We start from the raw sequence: 16,859 nt of genomic DNA, 5'->3' as shown, positions 1-16,859 counted from the left end.
TTATGGCCTAGATCAGTATTTAAATTACTGGCATTGAGCTAAATCGAACTTGATTTCATCTTTAAGGGTCGATTTTTTATAAACCCAATATTTGCGTGGCACATCTACTTTTGTATTTGAGACTGCGCGTACAATTTGTTGGTCTAAAGCGTAAATGCCTGAGCCTTTTTTTACTTTTACTTTTTTCACATCACCCTGTTTATTCACTTTAAAAGTGAATTTCACCGCACGATTGTGTCCGTTGAGTTGTTCAGAGTCGAGATCTAAATCCGGTTGATAACGATACGAAAAGGGTGCTTTTTTGTTGTGCTGTTGAGCCTGCCAGTTTTCAGAATTAAAGCTGTATTGGCAAACTTCAGCATCATCTTCTTGGCTGAGTTTAAGGCTAAAGGTCTGATAGCCAATTTGTGGCAGGGCAGTATCATTTTCGACATGGGGTTTTACATGCGCCTCACGAACCGCTTTAATTAACAAATCGTCTAAATGCGTCAAGCCGGTACTTTCTTGTACACTGGCTTTGCTAATCGTACCAGTTTCATCTGCATAGATCCGGATAATCGCGCTACGGTTTTGATCTTTTAAGTCTTCATTTTTATAGGAAGGATGTGGAAATTTGGTCCACTGAATGCGGGTGGTCAAATGCGCGGGAAGGGCTGCACTTTTCTGAACCGAGAGTTGTTTTGGTGCTTTAGCTGTAGCGCTATAGGTAGCAGTTAAGGGTAAGCTTATAAGTAGAGAAAAACACAGGATTTGCTTCATAAATATTTATTTCTTTAATCAAGCCAGAGGTTGTATCGGTAGCGGAGCATGGTGAGTGCGAAGTATTTCCTGAATTAGAAATACTCGCAAGTCTAAACAGTAAATTAACCTGTTTGATCATCACCTTTCGTGATATCTACGCCAAATAAATCACGGGTTTTTGCCCAGCTCATCGCAACCACCACCATGGTCATGCAGCCACCAAAGACTGTTGCCATAATGGTGCCCATATATTTTGCGGCTAAGCCAGATTCAAATGCCCCGAGTTCATTGCTGCTTGAGACAAACATGCCGTTTACTGCCGCAACGCGGCCACGCATATTCTCCGGTGGGTAAATCTGTAGAATGGTTTGTCGAACCACCACTGAAATACTGTCACAGGCACCGGTCATGGCTAGAGCAAACAGGGATAGCCACATGTTGTTGGAGAAGGCAAACAGTAGTGTAAACACCCCAAAACCGGCCACGGCAAGCAGCATATTACGCCAGGCATTTTGTGTGGGGGGAAACTTGGTTAAAGCAATCATGGTAAAAAGTGCACCAATGGAAGGAGCTGCACGCAAATAACCCAATCCTTCTGGGCCGACTTTTAAAATATCTTCTGCAAAAATCGGCAATAGGGCAATGACCCCGCCAAACAGGACAGAAACCAAATCCAGTGAAATTGCCCATAGCACAATCTTAGTTTTCCAGATAAAGCGGAAACCATCGCCCAGACTTTCCAGCAGGTTATCCGTTTCAATTTTGGGGAAACTGCGTTTTTGCAACAGATTAATCAGGATAAAACAGATGCTCAGCAATACCGCGACTGACAGCAAACTGGTTTCACGACCTAAAAATGCCAGCATAAAGCCGCCGAGCATGGGACCAATAATCACGCCACTTTGCCATCCGATCGTGGTCCAGGTTGCACCATTGGCATAGAGTTCACGTGGAATCAGGAAGGGCTTAAGTGAAGTTGCAGAGGGGTTGTAAAAACCACGAATCGTGCCCAAGCCAAAAATCACGGCGTAAATTCCCCAAGATAGCGTATTGACTCCGATTTGACCTAGGCCATAAGCATGAAACAGCCACCATAAAACCACAGGCAGGGGCACGGCAAAGAACAAACAGATTTTCATAATGGTCTGTTTATTAAAGCGGTCTGCAAAATAGCCGCCCCACAACGACAAGGTAATAAACGGAATTGCTTCAGCTAAACCGATTAAACCCAGTGTCAGTGGGTCTTTAGTGATTTGATAAAGTGAATACGCAACAATAATTTCTTGAATTAAAATGGCGAGGGTGAGACAGAACTGGTTGATCGTGACAATAGAAAAATCACGATAGCGTAGCGCTGCAAAAGCATCCTGTGCGGGAGTCATGTCGGTCCAATATTCTTATGTCGTGATAATTATAATGCTGATGAGTTGATTTATTAATAAAAACATCCTGCATTTAATAGGGGAAATAAAACGAAGAGAAGTAGACGATTGGTCGGGTATTTTGGGCATATCTGCTTTCGTTTTAAGCAAAGATGCTTTAGAATACTGGCTCCCTTACCTGCAGGTCGTTTTTGCAATGGTGCAGACGTTCCGAACAGGTGTTCAAAAGAGGTTGTTATGCCTAAGATGAAAACTCGCCGTGGTGCAGCTAAACGCTTTAAAGCGACTGCTAACGGTTTTAAGCGTAAACAAGCGTTCAAACGCCACATTTTGACCAAAAAATCTGCTAAGCGTATTCGTCAATTACGCGGCTGTGTAATGGTTCACGTAAGTGACGTTGCTTCAGTTCGCCGTATGTGCCCGTACATCTAAGGAGATTATAAATGGCTCGTGTAAAACGTGGTGTACAGGCTCATCGCCGTCACAAAAAAATTCTTGCTCGTGCTAAAGGTTACTACGGCGCTCGTTCACGCGTATATCGCGTAGCGTTCCAGGCAGTAATTAAAGCAGGTCAATATGCTTACCGCGACCGTCGTCAGAAGAAACGTCAATTCCGCGCTTTGTGGATTGCACGTATCAATGCTGGTGCGCGTCTTAATGGTTTATCGTACAGCCGTATGATCGCTGGCTTGAAAAAAGCTCAAGTGATTATCGACCGTCGTGTACTTGCAGACATCGCTATGCATGATGCAGTTGCATTTGCTGCTATCGCTCAAAAAGCGAAAGACGCACTAGCTGCTTAATCGTCTTCGGATGATTGAAAAAAGACCGCTTTTAGCGGTCTTTTTTATTTTTTAGAAGTAGCAAATTGATCAATGATAAAACTCATCATTCTTGATAAAGATGCATGAATTGCAGGCTGATCACAAAGATGCTTGGTCATCTCTCTTCACTTTTATCAAAGCGACGGTTTGCAAACATCGATAAGATAAATAAACCAATCGCAGCAAAGCCAATTGCTTGCATGGCGAGAATGATTTTATGCTGGGTCGGTAAAGCTGAAATTAAAGTGATGAATGCTATAAGCGGCATCACCAGAATGAGAATAGCAAAGCCTTTTTTATAGGGATTATCTGTTGCAATTTTTAAGCTTAATGCTCTTAAGCCATGTATGGCCATGCCGATCACAATGCTAATTCCTGTAAATATAGGTGAAAGCTGTTGCACTGTGGAACACAGATAAATCATCACACAGGTAGCAATACAGACTATCAGCTTGATTTGACGGCTGCATTGATTTGAATACCAAAATTCCAGCATTATTTTTTCTCGTCTGAAACATTGTTTTTATTCATTAAAGACAAAGGTGAAAAGAGACAGATGGCTAAAGCCGTAAAGCCAATGCCTTGTGCACCCGGAATTAAAATTTCACCCTCTTTCATCTGGATAAAAATAAGAGCCAGTAACAGGGCAATCGGAATCCAGGTCAGCAGGCGATATAATAATCCGGTTGGATTTTTTGCGGCAAAATGAATTTTGCAATAACGGCAAATCAGAAAAATAATGCCTGTTCCCAGGAACATCAGAATTGCATCAGGTTTTAGCGGGTCCATCCAGTAAAGCACGCCTGTTGCAATCGCAATGACAGCAAAGATCATAAGTTTACGGAGCATAGACACTTTAGGATTAAACCAAAATTCGAGCATATTCTTCTGATAGATAGATGGGGACTGACTGCACTTTAGCAAAAACAAAGCTAAAAAAGCGAGACTTTTGCCTCGCTAAAAATCAAGTATTTTTCTGTGGACCCCAATCATAAATTTTCTTTTGGTAGGCATACCACATCATCCATAGACCAATTAAAATCATCGGTACAGTCAGGAATTGACCTTTACTCATCCAGCCAATAAACAGCTGTCCATTGTCGGGTTCACGGAAGAATTCCACCACAAAGCGTGCAATACCGTAACCAATCAGGAACAGGGCTGAAACGGCCATACGTGGGCGAGGTTTTGAGCTGAACCACCACAACACAATAAACAGGATTAAGCCTTCAGCTAATGCTTGATAAAGCTGTGATGGGTGACGTACCAATTGCAGCGGATCGGTTGGGAAAACCATGCCCAAGGCAAAGTTTGGATCGGTGACTTGACGACCATACAGTTCGCCCCCAATAAAGTTACCGATACGACCGAACATCAAACCAGTCGGTACGCAAGGTGCAATAAAGTCGAGTGTTTGGAACCAGGTTTTCTGGTATTTTCTGCACCAGAACAGCATCGCAATCATCACTCCCAAGAAGCCGCCATGGAAGCTCATACCACCCGTCCAGACCTGGAAGAGCCAGAGCGGATTGGCAAGGAATTGCTCAAAGCCATAAAAGAACACGTAGCCAAGACGACCACCGACCACCACACCTAAAGCCCCATAGAAAATCAGGTCAGAGACCATATCGGGTGTCCAGCCATCCCGGTGTTTGGTACGATAAGTGGCAAGTCCCCAGGCAAATAAAAATGCCAGTAAATACATCAGTCCATACCAATGGACTTGTAACGGTCCCAGCGATACGGCAACTGGGTCAATATTTGGATAGGTCAGCATTCCTGTTCCTTGTGATTCTGTTTTGCACAGATTTTAGCTGAATGTGATGAAAAATGTTGTACATTCAATGTGTAAAGATAAAGAGCATAGATTATGTGTATTGTCGCTTTAGCTTGGCAAGTCTTGGAAGATACGCCTTTATGTCTCATTTCAAATCGGGATGAGTTTTATCAGCGCCCGACAGCCGGTTTAAAAGCTTGGGAAAATAGCCCGATTATTGCCGGACAAGACCTACAGTCGGGTGGAACATGGATGGGCGTAACAAAATCCGGCAGATGGGCAGTCGTGACCAACTTTCGGGACGCGACCGATAAAAAAATCTATCCAACTTCACGTGGTCATCTGATTCAAGCCTTTTTAGAATCTGATTTAACCCCGATCCGCTTTGCTCAAGCATTAGAAAAACGGCAATGTGACTATGCCGGTTTTAATTTATTGCTTGGCGATCAAGATCAGGCGGTTTATATGAGTAATCGCGGTGAAGCACCACAGGTTTTAGCCAAAGGCGTGTATGTGGTATCCAATGGTTTAATGACTGAACATTGGGAAAAGACCAAACATTTGCGTAAACGCTTTACCCAAGAATTTTTGCCGATGTTGCAGCATGCAGATACACCAGAAGCGGATCTTGAAGTTACGGTGTGGGATATTTTAGAAGATGAACGAAAAATTATTCCCGAACGTCTGCCCCAAACCGGTATTAGTACAGAAATGGAAGAATTGCTTTCATCAACTTTTATTCAAAGTCCCGTGTATGGCACACGCTCTTCTAATTTTTTAAGAATGAAAAATCAAACATGGCTGTGGCAGGAAAAATCGCAACAAGGTCAGACTCAAGGAGAAGTTATTCACATTAATTTGCCTTTAAGCTACTAAATAAGCCACTAAAAAATGCGGGTAACAAGCCAGCTTTTTTTAAATCTAAGCAGGATGATTTTTTATATTGAGATTTAAGCAGAATATAAACCTAGTTGTCCTTCAGTTTAGATGCTACACGCCGTTTGCACGATAGAATTATGTTAGGATTTAAGCCATTCTGCTTCTAGTTAAACTGCATCTTATGACATTGATTCTTCCTTTAATTTCATTCTTGATTGGATACTGGGGAGTCCATGTTTTAACACCGCTACGACAGCTATTGGCTTCGTTACTGGCACGATTGCTTATTCCAGCGATCATTGTCTACAATATGGTGTTTTACCAAGAAGGCAGTTTGTGGCTGATTGGTTTTAGTTTTATCAGTTCGGTATTCTTCTTTTGTATTTTTTATTATTTTAAAAAAGATAAATTACGCGCGCTGTGCTTAAGCTATCTAAATGGGGCTTGGTTGGGTTTTCCCTTTGCCTTGGCATTATTTGGCCCACAAGCCAGCAGCACAATAGTCGCTTTATATATTGGCGGCTCTTTGTTTGGCAATATTTGTGCAGTGATGGCAGTCAGTCAAACCAGGCAAGATCCGAAATTTATTATTAAAAATGTTCTGCTTTCTCCACCGGTAATTGCCCTAAGTCTAGCCGCTATTCTGTCGATCTGGGACTTTACTGCCTATGAGTCACATCCATGGGTGCAGGGGGTGTATCAAGCCAATAAGGTATTGGTGACCTTTACCGGAATGTGTATTCTTGGCATGTGGCTCAGTAAAATTCGTATTGGTTTGAATGACCTAAAACAGAGTCTATTGCTGATCAGTAGCCGAATGTTTTTAGCTGTTTTTGTGTGTTTGGCAGCTTATTATGTCTTGCCGATTCCGCATCAGTGGCTGACTTATGCTGTTATGTTTATGTTCTTTGCCCTGCCACCAGCAGCCAATATTGTGGCTTTAGAAACGTATTACCAAGGCACAGGACATTCAGCGAAATATATTGCATCAGGGACGATTGCCAGTGCAATCTTGATTGGAATTTATGGCGTGGTGTTGCACGTTTTAGTGCCGGGTTTATAAATACAAGAAAAGTTCTCTCTCCCTCTGAGAGATGGTGTAGATAAAGTATTCCTTCTCCTTTTAGGGGGGAGCATCCTCAGAATATAGTCTGAGTGCGCAAGGGAGAGGTAATTTACTATTTAAATCCCTCCCAATCTCCCTTTTCTAAAGGGAGGAGCCAACATCCCTTACGAAGCTAAGCTTCTCATCCCTCCTAAAAGGAGGGAGAATGAATAAGGAAAACTCAGTTCTCCAAACTCGCCTTAAACAGTTGCATCGCCTGACCACGGTGACTGATTTTATTTTTCTCGTCTTTAGACAGTTCTGCACTAGAAATCCCAAGTTCAGGCAACCAGAACAATGGGTCATAACCAAAACCATTTTCACCACGTGCTGCTTCTAGGACTTCACCTTTCCAAATGCCCTGGAAAATTTGTGGAAGCGGATCTTCTGCATGTTGCACCAGCGCAAGTACACAGACAAACATCCCTTCAATCGCTTCGCCGTCTTTACGTAGTGGTTTTAAGTCAGCTAACAGTTTTTTATTGTTGGCAGCATCATTGCCATGTTCACCCGCATAACGTGCAGAATAAATGCCAGGTGCTCCGCCTAAGATCGGTACACAAATCCCGGAATCATCGGCAATGGCCGGTTTGCCTAAAATTTTAGCTGCATGACGGGCTTTGATAATGGCGTTTTCAACAAAGCTCAGCCCATCTTCAATGGCATCTTCAATGTTCAGTTTACCCTGTGGAATTACTTCCACTGGAAGCTTGAGTTCTGCAAACATTTTCTCAAATTCTGCAATTTTGCCTTTATTGTTACTTGCAAGAACGAGAGTTCCTTGAGATAACCAGTCTTGAGACGCCATTGTTGTGCTCTTTGTATCAATAAATATGCTGCTATTTTAACGGATTTTTAGTTCGTGATTTAGTGTAGGACTGATTTTGTAGGTTTGAATTAAACAATAATAAATTTAAGGAAATAAATTGTGATTAGAAGAGCCAAGTTACAAGATAGTGATGCCATACAATACTTGATTCAGCCCTATATTTCTGAGTTTGCCATTCAGACAGAAGGCGAGCAAAAATTTAGTCAGTCTGCTCTGCAAGAGCTCTTGCAATAATCGGAAGTCCATTACTTTTTGTATGAAAGAGCAAATAGAATAATTGATGTAATCGCTTATAGAGAACGGGCACATATCGTTTATTTCTTTGTAGGCCAGGCTGATCAGGGATAGGGAATTGGCCGATTATTATGGAATTATTTACTGCAACATCTGGAAAATGGTAATCATCAGCAGATCAGTGTCAATTTGAGTTGTAATACGGTTGCCGTATATGAAAAATTTGGCTTTGAATGTATTTCAGAGGTTTGCGAATTTGGAGGCTTGCGCTTTATCAAAATGCCTCGGCTCAAATCCTCCTGCGCATAAAAAAGCACCCGAAGGTGCTTTCTAGAGCCGGGCAAAATTACTGCGCTTGAATCCATTTGTCGGCACGGTCACGCGCCATACGAATTTGCTCTTGAGTTAAGTTGGCAGCCAAAGCTGTTTTCTTGCCTTCAGAAAGAGAAATAACTTTATTGTCGAGCATGCCATCACGGGTAGAAAGTTCATACCACTGATATGCACCCACGTAATTTTTCTTTTGCTCTTCCATCATCGCAAGATTAAAGCTGGCACGGTTGTCACCATGACTTGCAGCTTTTTCAAAGTATTTACGCGCTAGAGTTTCATCTTTTTTGGTACCCATACCATCAGCCAGCATACGGCCGACATTCAATTGGGCAGCCGTTAGACCTTGGTCAGCAGCGGCTTTGTACCAGGCAAAAGCTTGCTGTACATCTTTTTGAATATCTTTGCCGAGTTGATATTTGGTCGCCAAATAAAACTGTGCAGCGGCTTGACCAGATTTTGCTGACTTAATCAGGCTATTAATATCCATGACAGAATATTGTGCAGCCTGACTGGAAATAGACGGTGCTGGTGCAACATAATCCGCATGCGCTTGAATGCTAAAAAAACCAACCAGTAGTGTGCTTAATAATATTTTTTTCATAGTGCGCTCACTCGATAAATAGCGACTTCACCAAACAGATTCGGGACATGTTTACTGAGTAAACTACCTTGTTGATCCCCATTCACGGCGAGTCGATTAATAATCCGGATGTCATTTTCAGCACAAAGTGCTTCGAAATCACGGAAAGTACATAAGTGGATATTAGGCGTGTTATACCACATATACGGTAAAGCATTTGAAACAGGCATCATTCCTTTCAAAGCCAAGAAAGAACGGGTCTTCCAATGCGCAAAGTTAGGAAAGGTAATAATCGCTTGTTTCCCCACACGCACCATATCACGCAACAATACGTCTGGTGCATCTACTGCCTGCAAAGCCTGTGCCATAACGACATAGTCAAATGACTGGTCTGCAAAGCGGCTTAAACCGAGGTTCAAGTCTTGTTGGATAATATTTAACCCTCGACTGACCGCAATTGCAATCTTTTCCTGATCAATTTCCAGTCCATAGGCACGAATATTGTGCTTTTTGCCCATATGAGCCAGCAGTTCACCATCGCCACAGCCCAAATCGAGTACGCTTGAATCAGGTTTAATCCATGTCTCAGCAAGTTGATGATCGATACGCATTACACAGTCTCCTGAGGTGTTGCTTCAAGGTGTTCTGCGCCACCTAAAAATGCACGTAATGATTTAACGTAAAGCGGAATAGGGAACAGGAACGAGTCATGGCCTTGTTCTGCATCAATATCGACATAACTGACAGGTTTATGATTGGTGATGAGTGCATCCACAATTTCTTTTGAACGCTGCGGGGTGAAACGCCAATCGGTGGTAAATGAAACCACCAGGAAACGGCATTTGGTATTTGCCATCGCCTTGGTTAAAGACAATTCATATTCACGTGCAGGATCGAAATAATCCAGTGCCTTGGTCATAATCAGGTAAGTATTGGCATCAAAGTTACGACTGAATTGCTCACCTTGATAACGCAAATAACTTTCGACCTGAAATTCGACGTCAAAACCGTACATAAATTTGCCCGACTTCAAGTCACGGCCAAATTTCTGTTTCATGGCTTCTTCAGACAGATAGGTAATATGACCGACCATACGTGCCAAAATCAGACCACGTTTTGGATAGCTGTCATTTTCTAGATAACGGCCGTTATGGAAATCTGGATCTGACAAAATCGACTGACGCGCCACTTCATTGAAGGCAATATTTTGTGCCGACAGTTTGGGTGCACTGGCAATAATCACGCAATTTTTTAGACGATCAGGATAATCCACCGACCATTGCAAAGCCTGCATGCCACCCAGTGATCCGCCAATAATTGAGTACCAGACATCAATGCCTAGACGGTCAGACAGCATGGCTTGGGTTTTGACCCAGTCACGAACAGTAACTAAAGGGAAATCTGGCCCATAAGGACGGTTGTCATTTTCAGGATTTGGCGAGATTGGACCGGTAGAGCCACTGCAACCACCAATGTTGTTGAGCGCAACAACAAAGAATTTAGAGGTATCAATCGCTTTACCCGGACCAATACAGGCATCCCACCAACCGGGCTTTTTATCATCTTCATGATGATAGCCTGCAGCATGATGATGGCCTGACAACGCATGACAAATCAGAATCGCATTGGATTTATCTGCATTAAGCGTACCGTAGGTTTCAACCATAATTTCGAAACGCGGGAGAATGCGACCACATTCAAGCTCTAACGGCTCTTCGAATGAGAACTTTTGTGGGGTAACGAGACCCACTGAGTCAGCTGGAAAAGACACAGGAATAATTCGCCTTAAATCTTTAGGATGTATAAACAAAAGGATACCACTTGAGGGTATCCTTCTAAAGTCATTTTAGTGCTAAATATTATTGCTAATACTTATACGGCAGCTGCAACAACCTGTTCTGTGCTAAGTACACCTTGCTCGATCAAGCGGTTGGTGCAGGCAATGATCGCTTCGATTGAGGCAGTCACAATGTTGTCATGAACACCGGCACCGAATGCAGATTTACCTGTGCCTTTCACTTGAAGCTCGATTAAAGCCAAGGCTTTGGCATGCGCGCCTGAACTAATGCTACGTTCTTCATAGTTCAATACGTCAATTGGCAATTGTAATGCATTCAAGATGGCAGAAATCGGACCGTTACCTTCACCACGCAAGTGCTGGTTCTCACCGTTCACTTCGACATCTAACTCAACCACCTGATTGCCGTTGTCATCAAACAATCTGTAGTTTTTCGCAGAGTAGTTTGCATCTTTGATTGCAACATAATTCTGTTTAAACAAGGCCCAGATATCTTGTGCTGAAATTTCTTTGGCCTGTTCATCTGTCACTTGTTGAACCGCTTGTGAGAATTCAATTTGTAAACGGCGCGGCAATACCACGTTGTAATTTGATTCTAACAAGTAGGCGATACCACCTTTACCAGACTGTGAGTTCACGCGAATGACCGCATCGTAGTCACGACCCAAGTCTTTAGGATCGATTGGCAAGTAAGGCATATCCCACATTTCTTGGTTCTTCTGGAACTCGAAACCTTTCTTGATCGCATCTTGATGCGAACCCGAGAATGCGGTGAACACTAAGTCACCTGCATACGGATGACGCGGGTGAACAGGCAAGCCTGTGCATTCTTCAATGGTGGCAATAATTTCGTTAATGTTAGAGAAGTCCAAGTTTGGAGCTACACCCTGGGTGTACATATTCAAGGCAATCGCTGCAACGTCGACGTTACCGGTACGTTCGCCATTACCAAATACACAGCCTTCGACACGGTCAGCACCGGCCATAATGGCCAATTCAGAAGCTGCAATACCACAGCCACGGTCATTGTGACAGTGCACAGAAATGATCACGCCGTCACGACGTTGAATGTTGCGGTGCATCCATTCAATTTGGTCGGCATAAACGTGTGGGCCTGAAACTTCAACGGTTGCAGGCAAGTTCAAGATCACTTTGTTGGTCGGTGAAGCTTCCCAGATTTCAGTGACAGCATCACAAACGTCTTTTGCAACTTCTAATTCAGTTGCAGTAAAACATTCAGGGCTGTACTGGAATACAAATTCAGTTTCAGGCTGTTTTGCTGCATATTCTTTCACTTTTTGTGCAGCATTGATCGCCAACTGTTTTGCGCCAGCCACATCTACATTCAACACTTTTTCACGGAAAGTCGGTGAGTTGGAGTTATAGATATGCACAATCGCACGTTTCGCGCCTTGTAAAGACTCAAACGTACGTTGGATCAAATGATCACGCGCCTGAACCAAAACCTCGATATAAACGTCATCCGGAATATGATTTTCTTCAATCAATTTACGGGTGAAATCAAAGTCAATTTGCGATGCAGAAGGAAAACCAATTTCAATATGTTTAAAGCCGATTTTTACCAACATCTGGAACATCTTGAATTTCTGTTCCATGTCCATCGGTTCGAAAATGGCTTGGTTACCGTCACGAAGGTCAGTGCTCATCCAAATAGGCGCTTGATTGATTTCATTATTTGGCCATTGACGGTCTGGCAAGTCTACACGTTGATACATGCGACGATATTTTTTACTTGGATCAGCCAACATCATGAGGTAACTCCTTGTGTAGCAGGCATTGCTTTTAATCGTGGATAACGGCAATGTACTACGAATATAGATTGTGTCTATTCTATCAATTTACAAGTAATGCTTAGGATACTTTAGTCGAAAGTCGTAAAATATTGATAAATTATTACGACTTAGCTTTATTACAGCACTTGCAAATCTATAACTAAATATTAATCTATTTATTCCGAAAATATTTTTCTATTTTTGCGTTTACAACAACTTTATAGAAAATATTTTCCTTTAATTTGGCTATTTATGAAAAATATAGTCGGAAGTGATCTCATTTAATGTCGCAGTTCCCGCCAAAGCCATCGTAATCTCAAATTCTTCCTTCAAGATTTTAATCACATGGGCAACGCCTAAAGCACCGGCAACTGCTAAACCATGAATATAAGGTCGACCAATACAAACCGCAGAAGCACCTAAGGCAATGGCTTTAAAAACATCACTTCCACGGCGAATTCCACCATCAACAATTAAAGGGAAATTCGGAGGCACAACGGCTTTAATCTGCTGCAGGGCAGTAAGTGGCGAAATGCAGCTGTCTAAAACCCGCCCGCCATGATTGGAAATAATCAGTCCTTGAACACCAGATTGAACTGCACGTTCTGCATCTTTGGGGTGAACCACACCTTTTAAAATGACCGGCAAAGACGTGTTGGCAATCATCCATTCAATATCCTGCCATTTCGGCGCAATCTGCATTAAGCCATTAAATACCGGATGTTGATCTTCACCAATTTCAGGCAGGGGAATATGTGCCGGAGTATGTGGATGTTGCATGCCTGCAGGTAACTGGAAAAACACCCGTCGTTCACGATCGCGAATGCCGCTATGCGGTGAATCTACCGTAATCACCAGCGCTTTGAAGTTTTGCTGTTCAGCCAGTTTAACCAGTGCCAATGATTTTTCACGATCGCCTTGCCAGTAAAGCTGAAACCATTTATACGGATTTTCAGCTTTGAGATTACGCATATCGGTATTGCTAAAGGTACTTAAAATCAGATTACTGTGTAGTACTTCAGCTGCTAAGGCAGTCGCCAGTTCAGCATCGGCATGGAACAGTTGTTGATGGCCAATCGGGGCCAAAAAAATTGGATGGGGAAAGGTCTGCCCCAAAATTTCACATTTTGTGTTGCCTTGAGTCAGGTCATTTAAATGTCTGGGAATCAGCTGGATTTTTTTAAATTGCTCCAGATTTTCTTGAACGCTAACTTCATCCATCGCACCGCCTTGTAAGTAGTGCCAGGTATTGTCCGGAAGGTGCTTTTCAGCCTGTTGTTGGTAATCGGCAAGCGTCTGTAAATGTGCTGGAATTTGGCTGAACGGCTCAAGGGGTATAACTGGTTTCATAAATCGCCCCATTGGCGCAATAAATTATGATAATGACTGGTTAAGCTGATGATTTCTTCGGAATCGCCCACTTGTAGCCGTAGTTTCATAATGGCCATATCTAAGTTAAATAGCATACTGCGTTGCCAGTCATCTTTCACCATGCTTTGTAACCAGGTAAATGCAGCTATTCGTTTGCCCTGTGTCACCGGTTCAACCCGATGTAAACTTGTAGCAGGGTAGAGAATGGCATCGCCAGCATCCAGCTTCACTTCATGGCTGCCATAATGATCTTCAATAATCAGTTCACCACCTTGGTATTCATCCGGTTCAGATAAAAACAGCGTGATTGAAACATCGGTACGAATCGCATGTCCGGTTGCATTTGAATATTGCACCGCACTATCGATATGATTGCCATAATTCCCCTCATCTTGATAGCAGTTAAACAAAGGCGAGAGGATATGTTTGGGAAGGGCAGCCGATTTTACCTGAGCATTTCGTTGTAATACTTGCATTATTTTCGGAGAAAGGGATTGATAGACAATGCTGTTCACATCAATTTGCAGATTGTTTTTTATTTTTTGAGCCTGAAAGCCGGCGCTTTGCTGACCGTGAACCCAGGCATGGCTGGCATCCAGTTGCTGGCGTAATTCGGCAACTTGCTGTTTGGTTAAAATTTCAGGAATATGTAACATCATCTGCTTTATCTGCATCCCTTGAATGAGTTGGACTCAAAATAAATAATGTGGTGCGTAGGGTCTGTTGATATTTCATCAATGGCTTGCGTCGTCGCAAACATAGACAAAGTGTCAACAGACCTTGGCTCTAACACACTACATTTATACTCAATCTGCTAAGACCTAGCGAATTGCTTAAAACTTATAGTTAAAGGTTAAGGCTGCTGAACGCGGTTGCCCCAATACCACACGACCACCCCCATTGTTTAAGGTGCTGATGTATTCTTTATCTGCCAGGTTATAGACATTCAGGTTTACAGAGGCATTTTTATTGAGGGTATAACCGGCCATGGCATCAAATACCACATAGCCCGGAATGCCTGGCATATTCGCTACTGTAGTGCTGTCCGTAGTCACACGTTTTTGATCATCGACATAACGTGCACCTAAGCCCAGTTTAAAGCCTGCAACATCATAAGTAGACCATAAACTTGCAGTCCATTCCGGTGACCAGCGTTCAGCCAAGGTTGTTGCTGTTGCCGTCTGTTGATTCAGCTGTTTCACTTTCATATGAGCCAGCCCGGCAGAAACATTCCACACATCGGTGATTTGTCCCACAGCACTGAGTTCTACACCATCAACGCGCTTTTTACCTTCTTGTACCGAGAGCTGGGTAATGGGATCAATCGTAAACTGGTTTTCGTTTTCAGTACGGTAAGCTGCAGCATTCAACGCCAATTTGCCCTCTAAAAGATCCCATTTTGTGCCAATTTCATAATGATGGGTTTCTTGAGGTTCTGCTGCCGAGCTGTTTGCACCTGTTTCGGACAAAGTAAAATTCGCACTTCCCGGAGGCGTCAGTGATTTTGCATAAGATGCATAGACACTGCTAAATGGGGTTGGCTTAAATAAACCACCCAGTTTCCAGCTGACCAGCGTGTCATGTGCAGCAAAACTGGATGCGACTAAGGCATTTTCATTACGGGGAATAGCGAGTCCATCATATTCAGTATCATAATAATCGACACGCACACCCCCATTTAGCTGGAAGCGTTCACCAAACTTCAGGGTGTCAAACAAATAAGCGGCAGCTGTATCTGTTTCACCGTTGCTGTAGCCACCGTTATAAACTAAGCCGGGTAATACTTGATTTCGGTCAGGATGGTAAAGATTTGCCCAAGGTGTTGCTACAGTCGTTTCGCCTGGCATTTGAGTTGCTAATGTTTTTGTATGTTGTTGTTCTTTTAACAATTCTAATCCTGCGACCAGATCATGCTCAATGGCACCGGTTTTTAAATTCAGGTTCAAGGTGCTTTGGTTGGCAAGAATCTTATTTTCCTGATCGACACCCTGCCGTGAACGGTTAACTTCCCAGTCTTTTGGATCGGTTGAGCCATTGGTTCTTAAACCAGTTGAACCGGTATTTATTCCAGTTAAAACGCGGTTCATGCTGGTTTTACCCAAACGGGTGATGTGGGTAAATTTTAGATTGTCGGCTAAATCACTTTCAATTTTTGCCGTAAACATGTCTGCATCGACATCTTCATGATCATCCACATGACCATAATAATTTTCAGGGTTGACTTTAGGCGCTGAGCTTAAAGCTGAATCTGCATTGTAAAAACCTTTCATCCCTACAGTCGGAATCCCGCCATCTGGAATATTACGTTGACGAACATGTTGCGAATAGAGATGTAGACGTGTATCGGTATCTAAGCCAAAGGAAATTGAAGGAGCAATGGCCCAGCTATTGTTTTCAAGATAATCCCGACCTTCAACACCGCCGTCTTGTCCCATCGCATTTAAGCGAAAAGCGGTACCACTATTAATCACTTGGTTAATGTCGGCAGTCAGACGTGCATGCTCAGCAGTATTGTAGGTTGCAGAAACTTCTCGGCTATTTTCAGTCTGAGGAAGTTTGCTGGCCAAGTTAATATAACCCGATGCCGACCCGCGTCCTGCTTCTGCACCAGATGGGCCTTTGACTACTTCAATCTGTTCCAGATTAAATACATCCCGAGTAACAGCACCCAGATCACGAATACCATCGACATAGGTCGAAGTTTGAGTGGAAAATCCACGCATCTGGAAAGCATCACCGGCACTGGTATTGCCATTTTCACCCAGTTGCAGGGTAATTCCTGGCGTATTTCTTAAGGCTTCAACCAGGGAGGTTGCACCTTGTTCTTTTAATAATTCTTTTTTAATCACTGAAACTGTTTGCGGGGTATCGACCAGAGGCTGAGTATATTTAGGCGAACTTAGCTTATCCGCTTTATATTTATTTTCTGCATCTGATTTCACGGTAATGGTTGGAAGCTGAGTGACATCTTGTGTATTCGCTGCATGAGCCATCAGGGGGAGAGATGCGGCTAAAGCAACCAGTTGAGCATTTCGATTGTGTTTACGGCTTTTAATCTGTGCCATTGTAGGTCATCCCTAATATCGTATATGACAGAATTCCTTTACTGCCTTGCCACTTTTAAAGTTGGCAAAATAGCAGTAAAAGTGGAGATATTGTTATGGCCTGTAACAATTTATGCGAATTATAATGATAATAATTATCATTAACAAT

At 42.9% G+C, this 16,859-nt stretch carries 19 protein-coding genes; 6 read left to right on the top strand and 13 right to left on the bottom strand.

Going from position 1 to position 16,859, the window contains the following annotated elements; genetic code table 11:
• Positions 1-24 precede the first annotated feature (24 nt).
• Both ACU0NF_RS05340 and ACU0NF_RS05335 read right to left on the bottom strand, forming a co-directional pair.
• Complete coding sequence (locus ACU0NF_RS05340) at positions 25-759, bottom strand: energy transducer TonB family protein (RefSeq protein WP_445660381.1); 735 nt, start codon at positions 757-759, stop codon at positions 25-27.
• Between the two features lie 104 nt (positions 760-863).
• Positions 864-2,123, bottom strand: a complete 1,260-nt coding sequence (locus tag ACU0NF_RS05335) for an MFS transporter (protein ID WP_171535626.1) — start codon at positions 2,121-2,123, stop codon at positions 864-866.
• A gap of 237 nt (positions 2,124-2,360) precedes the next feature.
• Here ACU0NF_RS05335 and rpmI point away from each other — a divergent pair, with 237 nt between their 5' ends.
• Together rpmI and rplT are read left to right on the top strand one after the other, a co-directional pair.
• The gene (gene rpmI / locus ACU0NF_RS05330; protein ID WP_004278281.1) at positions 2,361-2,555 is read left to right on the top strand and encodes a 50S ribosomal protein L35; all 195 of its coding nucleotides are present in this window, start codon (positions 2,361-2,363) and stop codon (positions 2,553-2,555) included.
• An 11-nt stretch (positions 2,556-2,566) separates the two neighbouring features.
• The gene (gene rplT, locus ACU0NF_RS05325; protein WP_131385200.1) at positions 2,567-2,926 is read left to right on the top strand and encodes a 50S ribosomal protein L20; all 360 of its coding nucleotides are present in this window, start codon (positions 2,567-2,569) and stop codon (positions 2,924-2,926) included.
• A gap of 136 nt (positions 2,927-3,062) precedes the next feature.
• On the opposite strand, the gene ACU0NF_RS05320 is transcribed toward rplT, so the two are convergent.
• The 3 genes from ACU0NF_RS05320 to lgt form a co-directional block, all read right to left on the bottom strand.
• A complete protein-coding gene (locus tag ACU0NF_RS05320; RefSeq protein ID WP_445660380.1) occupies positions 3,063-3,443 on the bottom strand; it encodes a hypothetical protein in 381 nt (126 codons plus the stop codon).
• Positions 3,443-3,829, bottom strand: a complete 387-nt coding sequence (locus ACU0NF_RS05315; RefSeq protein WP_445660379.1) for a hypothetical protein — start codon at positions 3,827-3,829, stop codon at positions 3,443-3,445. The genes ACU0NF_RS05320 and ACU0NF_RS05315 overlap by 1 nt, the downstream gene beginning before the upstream one ends.
• Positions 3,830-3,911: 82 nt before the next feature.
• Entirely contained in the window at positions 3,912-4,724 is an 813-nt protein-coding gene (gene lgt, locus ACU0NF_RS05310) for a prolipoprotein diacylglyceryl transferase (RefSeq protein WP_445660378.1), read from the bottom strand.
• A 93-nt stretch (positions 4,725-4,817) separates the two neighbouring features.
• Between lgt and ACU0NF_RS05305 the strand changes: the two genes are divergently transcribed.
• On the top strand, positions 4,818-5,600 hold the full coding sequence (locus ACU0NF_RS05305) for an NRDE family protein (RefSeq protein ID WP_445660377.1): 783 nt from the start codon (positions 4,818-4,820) through the stop codon (positions 5,598-5,600).
• Between the two features lie 184 nt (positions 5,601-5,784).
• Positions 5,785-6,666 (top strand): AEC family transporter, encoded by an 882-nt coding sequence (locus ACU0NF_RS05300; protein ID WP_445660376.1) that lies wholly within the window; start codon positions 5,785-5,787, stop codon positions 6,664-6,666.
• 223 nt (positions 6,667-6,889) lie between these two features.
• Here ACU0NF_RS05300 and rdgB read toward each other — a convergent pair whose 3' ends face one another.
• Positions 6,890-7,516 carry an RdgB/HAM1 family non-canonical purine NTP pyrophosphatase gene (rdgB, locus tag ACU0NF_RS05295; RefSeq protein WP_445660375.1) on the bottom strand — a complete coding sequence of 209 codons (627 nt, stop codon included), beginning with the start codon at positions 7,514-7,516 and terminating at the stop codon, positions 6,890-6,892.
• Between the two features lie 120 nt (positions 7,517-7,636).
• On the opposite strand from rdgB, the gene ACU0NF_RS05290 reads away from it, so the two are divergent.
• Complete coding sequence (locus tag ACU0NF_RS05290; protein ID WP_445660374.1) at positions 7,637-7,771, top strand: hypothetical protein; 135 nt, start codon at positions 7,637-7,639, stop codon at positions 7,769-7,771.
• Positions 7,772-7,888: 117 nt separating this feature from the next.
• Complete coding sequence (locus ACU0NF_RS05285) at positions 7,889-8,080, top strand: GNAT family N-acetyltransferase (RefSeq protein ID WP_445660427.1); 192 nt, start codon at positions 7,889-7,891, stop codon at positions 8,078-8,080.
• A 37-nt stretch (positions 8,081-8,117) separates the two neighbouring features.
• Here the strand turns inward: ACU0NF_RS05285 and ACU0NF_RS05280 are convergent, their stop codons facing one another.
• The 7 genes from ACU0NF_RS05280 to ACU0NF_RS05250 form a co-directional block, all read right to left on the bottom strand.
• Entirely contained in the window at positions 8,118-8,705 is a 588-nt protein-coding gene (locus ACU0NF_RS05280) for a tetratricopeptide repeat protein (protein WP_445660373.1), read from the bottom strand.
• A complete protein-coding gene (gene metW, locus ACU0NF_RS05275) occupies positions 8,702-9,295 on the bottom strand; it encodes a methionine biosynthesis protein MetW (protein ID WP_067866482.1) in 594 nt (197 codons plus the stop codon). The genes ACU0NF_RS05280 and metW overlap by 4 nt, the downstream gene beginning before the upstream one ends.
• Entirely contained in the window at positions 9,295-10,455 is a 1,161-nt protein-coding gene (metX, locus tag ACU0NF_RS05270) for a homoserine O-succinyltransferase MetX (protein WP_370983575.1), read from the bottom strand. Before metX ends, metW begins: the two co-directional genes overlap by 1 nt.
• A 101-nt stretch (positions 10,456-10,556) precedes the next feature.
• Positions 10,557-12,254 carry a 2-isopropylmalate synthase gene (leuA, locus tag ACU0NF_RS05265; protein ID WP_445660372.1) on the bottom strand — a complete coding sequence of 566 codons (1,698 nt, stop codon included), beginning with the start codon at positions 12,252-12,254 and terminating at the stop codon, positions 10,557-10,559.
• 267 nt (positions 12,255-12,521) lie between these two features.
• Positions 12,522-13,625, bottom strand: a complete 1,104-nt coding sequence (locus tag ACU0NF_RS05260; RefSeq protein ID WP_445660371.1) for an alpha-hydroxy acid oxidase — start codon at positions 13,623-13,625, stop codon at positions 12,522-12,524.
• Positions 13,622-14,305: a Fe2+-dependent dioxygenase gene (locus ACU0NF_RS05255; protein ID WP_445660370.1), complete on the bottom strand. Its 684-nt coding sequence runs from the start codon at positions 14,303-14,305 to the stop codon at positions 13,622-13,624. The genes ACU0NF_RS05260 and ACU0NF_RS05255 overlap by 4 nt, the downstream gene beginning before the upstream one ends.
• 174 nt (positions 14,306-14,479) lie before the next feature.
• Positions 14,480-16,711, bottom strand: a complete 2,232-nt coding sequence (locus tag ACU0NF_RS05250; RefSeq protein WP_445660369.1) for a catecholate siderophore receptor Fiu — start codon at positions 16,709-16,711, stop codon at positions 14,480-14,482.
• Positions 16,712-16,859: the final 148 nt, after the last annotated feature.

It is taken from the genome of Acinetobacter sp. F16 (genome assembly GCF_052712855.1).
This window is presented reverse-complemented; position numbering and strand designations above follow the sequence as displayed.

Excerpts from the sequence above, each read along its gene's own strand:
- ACU0NF_RS05340 (WP_445660381.1), bottom strand. The coding sequence starts at position 759 with ATGAAGCAAATCCTGTGTTTTTCTCTACTTATAAGCTTACCCTTAACT.
- ACU0NF_RS05335 (WP_171535626.1), bottom strand. The coding sequence starts at position 2,123 with ATGACTCCCGCACAGGATGCTTTTGCAGCGCTACGCTATCGTGATTTT.
- rpmI (WP_004278281.1), top strand. The coding sequence starts at position 2,361 with ATGCCTAAGATGAAAACTCGCCGTGGTGCAGCTAAACGCTTTAAAGCG.
- rplT (WP_131385200.1), top strand. The coding sequence starts at position 2,567 with ATGGCTCGTGTAAAACGTGGTGTACAGGCTCATCGCCGTCACAAAAAA.
- ACU0NF_RS05320 (WP_445660380.1), bottom strand. The coding sequence starts at position 3,443 with ATGCTGGAATTTTGGTATTCAAATCAATGCAGCCGTCAAATCAAGCTG.
- ACU0NF_RS05315 (WP_445660379.1), bottom strand. The coding sequence starts at position 3,829 with ATGCTCGAATTTTGGTTTAATCCTAAAGTGTCTATGCTCCGTAAACTT.
- lgt (WP_445660378.1), bottom strand. The coding sequence starts at position 4,724 with ATGCTGACCTATCCAAATATTGACCCAGTTGCCGTATCGCTGGGACCG.
- ACU0NF_RS05305 (WP_445660377.1), top strand. The coding sequence starts at position 4,818 with ATGTGTATTGTCGCTTTAGCTTGGCAAGTCTTGGAAGATACGCCTTTA.
- ACU0NF_RS05300 (WP_445660376.1), top strand. The coding sequence starts at position 5,785 with ATGACATTGATTCTTCCTTTAATTTCATTCTTGATTGGATACTGGGGA.
- rdgB (WP_445660375.1), bottom strand. The coding sequence starts at position 7,516 with ATGGCGTCTCAAGACTGGTTATCTCAAGGAACTCTCGTTCTTGCAAGT.
- ACU0NF_RS05280 (WP_445660373.1), bottom strand. The coding sequence starts at position 8,705 with ATGAAAAAAATATTATTAAGCACACTACTGGTTGGTTTTTTTAGCATT.
- metW (WP_067866482.1), bottom strand. The coding sequence starts at position 9,295 with ATGCGTATCGATCATCAACTTGCTGAGACATGGATTAAACCTGATTCA.
- leuA (WP_445660372.1), bottom strand. The coding sequence starts at position 12,254 with ATGATGTTGGCTGATCCAAGTAAAAAATATCGTCGCATGTATCAACGT.
- ACU0NF_RS05260 (WP_445660371.1), bottom strand. The coding sequence starts at position 13,625 with ATGAAACCAGTTATACCCCTTGAGCCGTTCAGCCAAATTCCAGCACAT.
- ACU0NF_RS05255 (WP_445660370.1), bottom strand. The coding sequence starts at position 14,305 with ATGATGTTACATATTCCTGAAATTTTAACCAAACAGCAAGTTGCCGAA.
- ACU0NF_RS05250 (WP_445660369.1), bottom strand. The coding sequence starts at position 16,711 with ATGGCACAGATTAAAAGCCGTAAACACAATCGAAATGCTCAACTGGTT.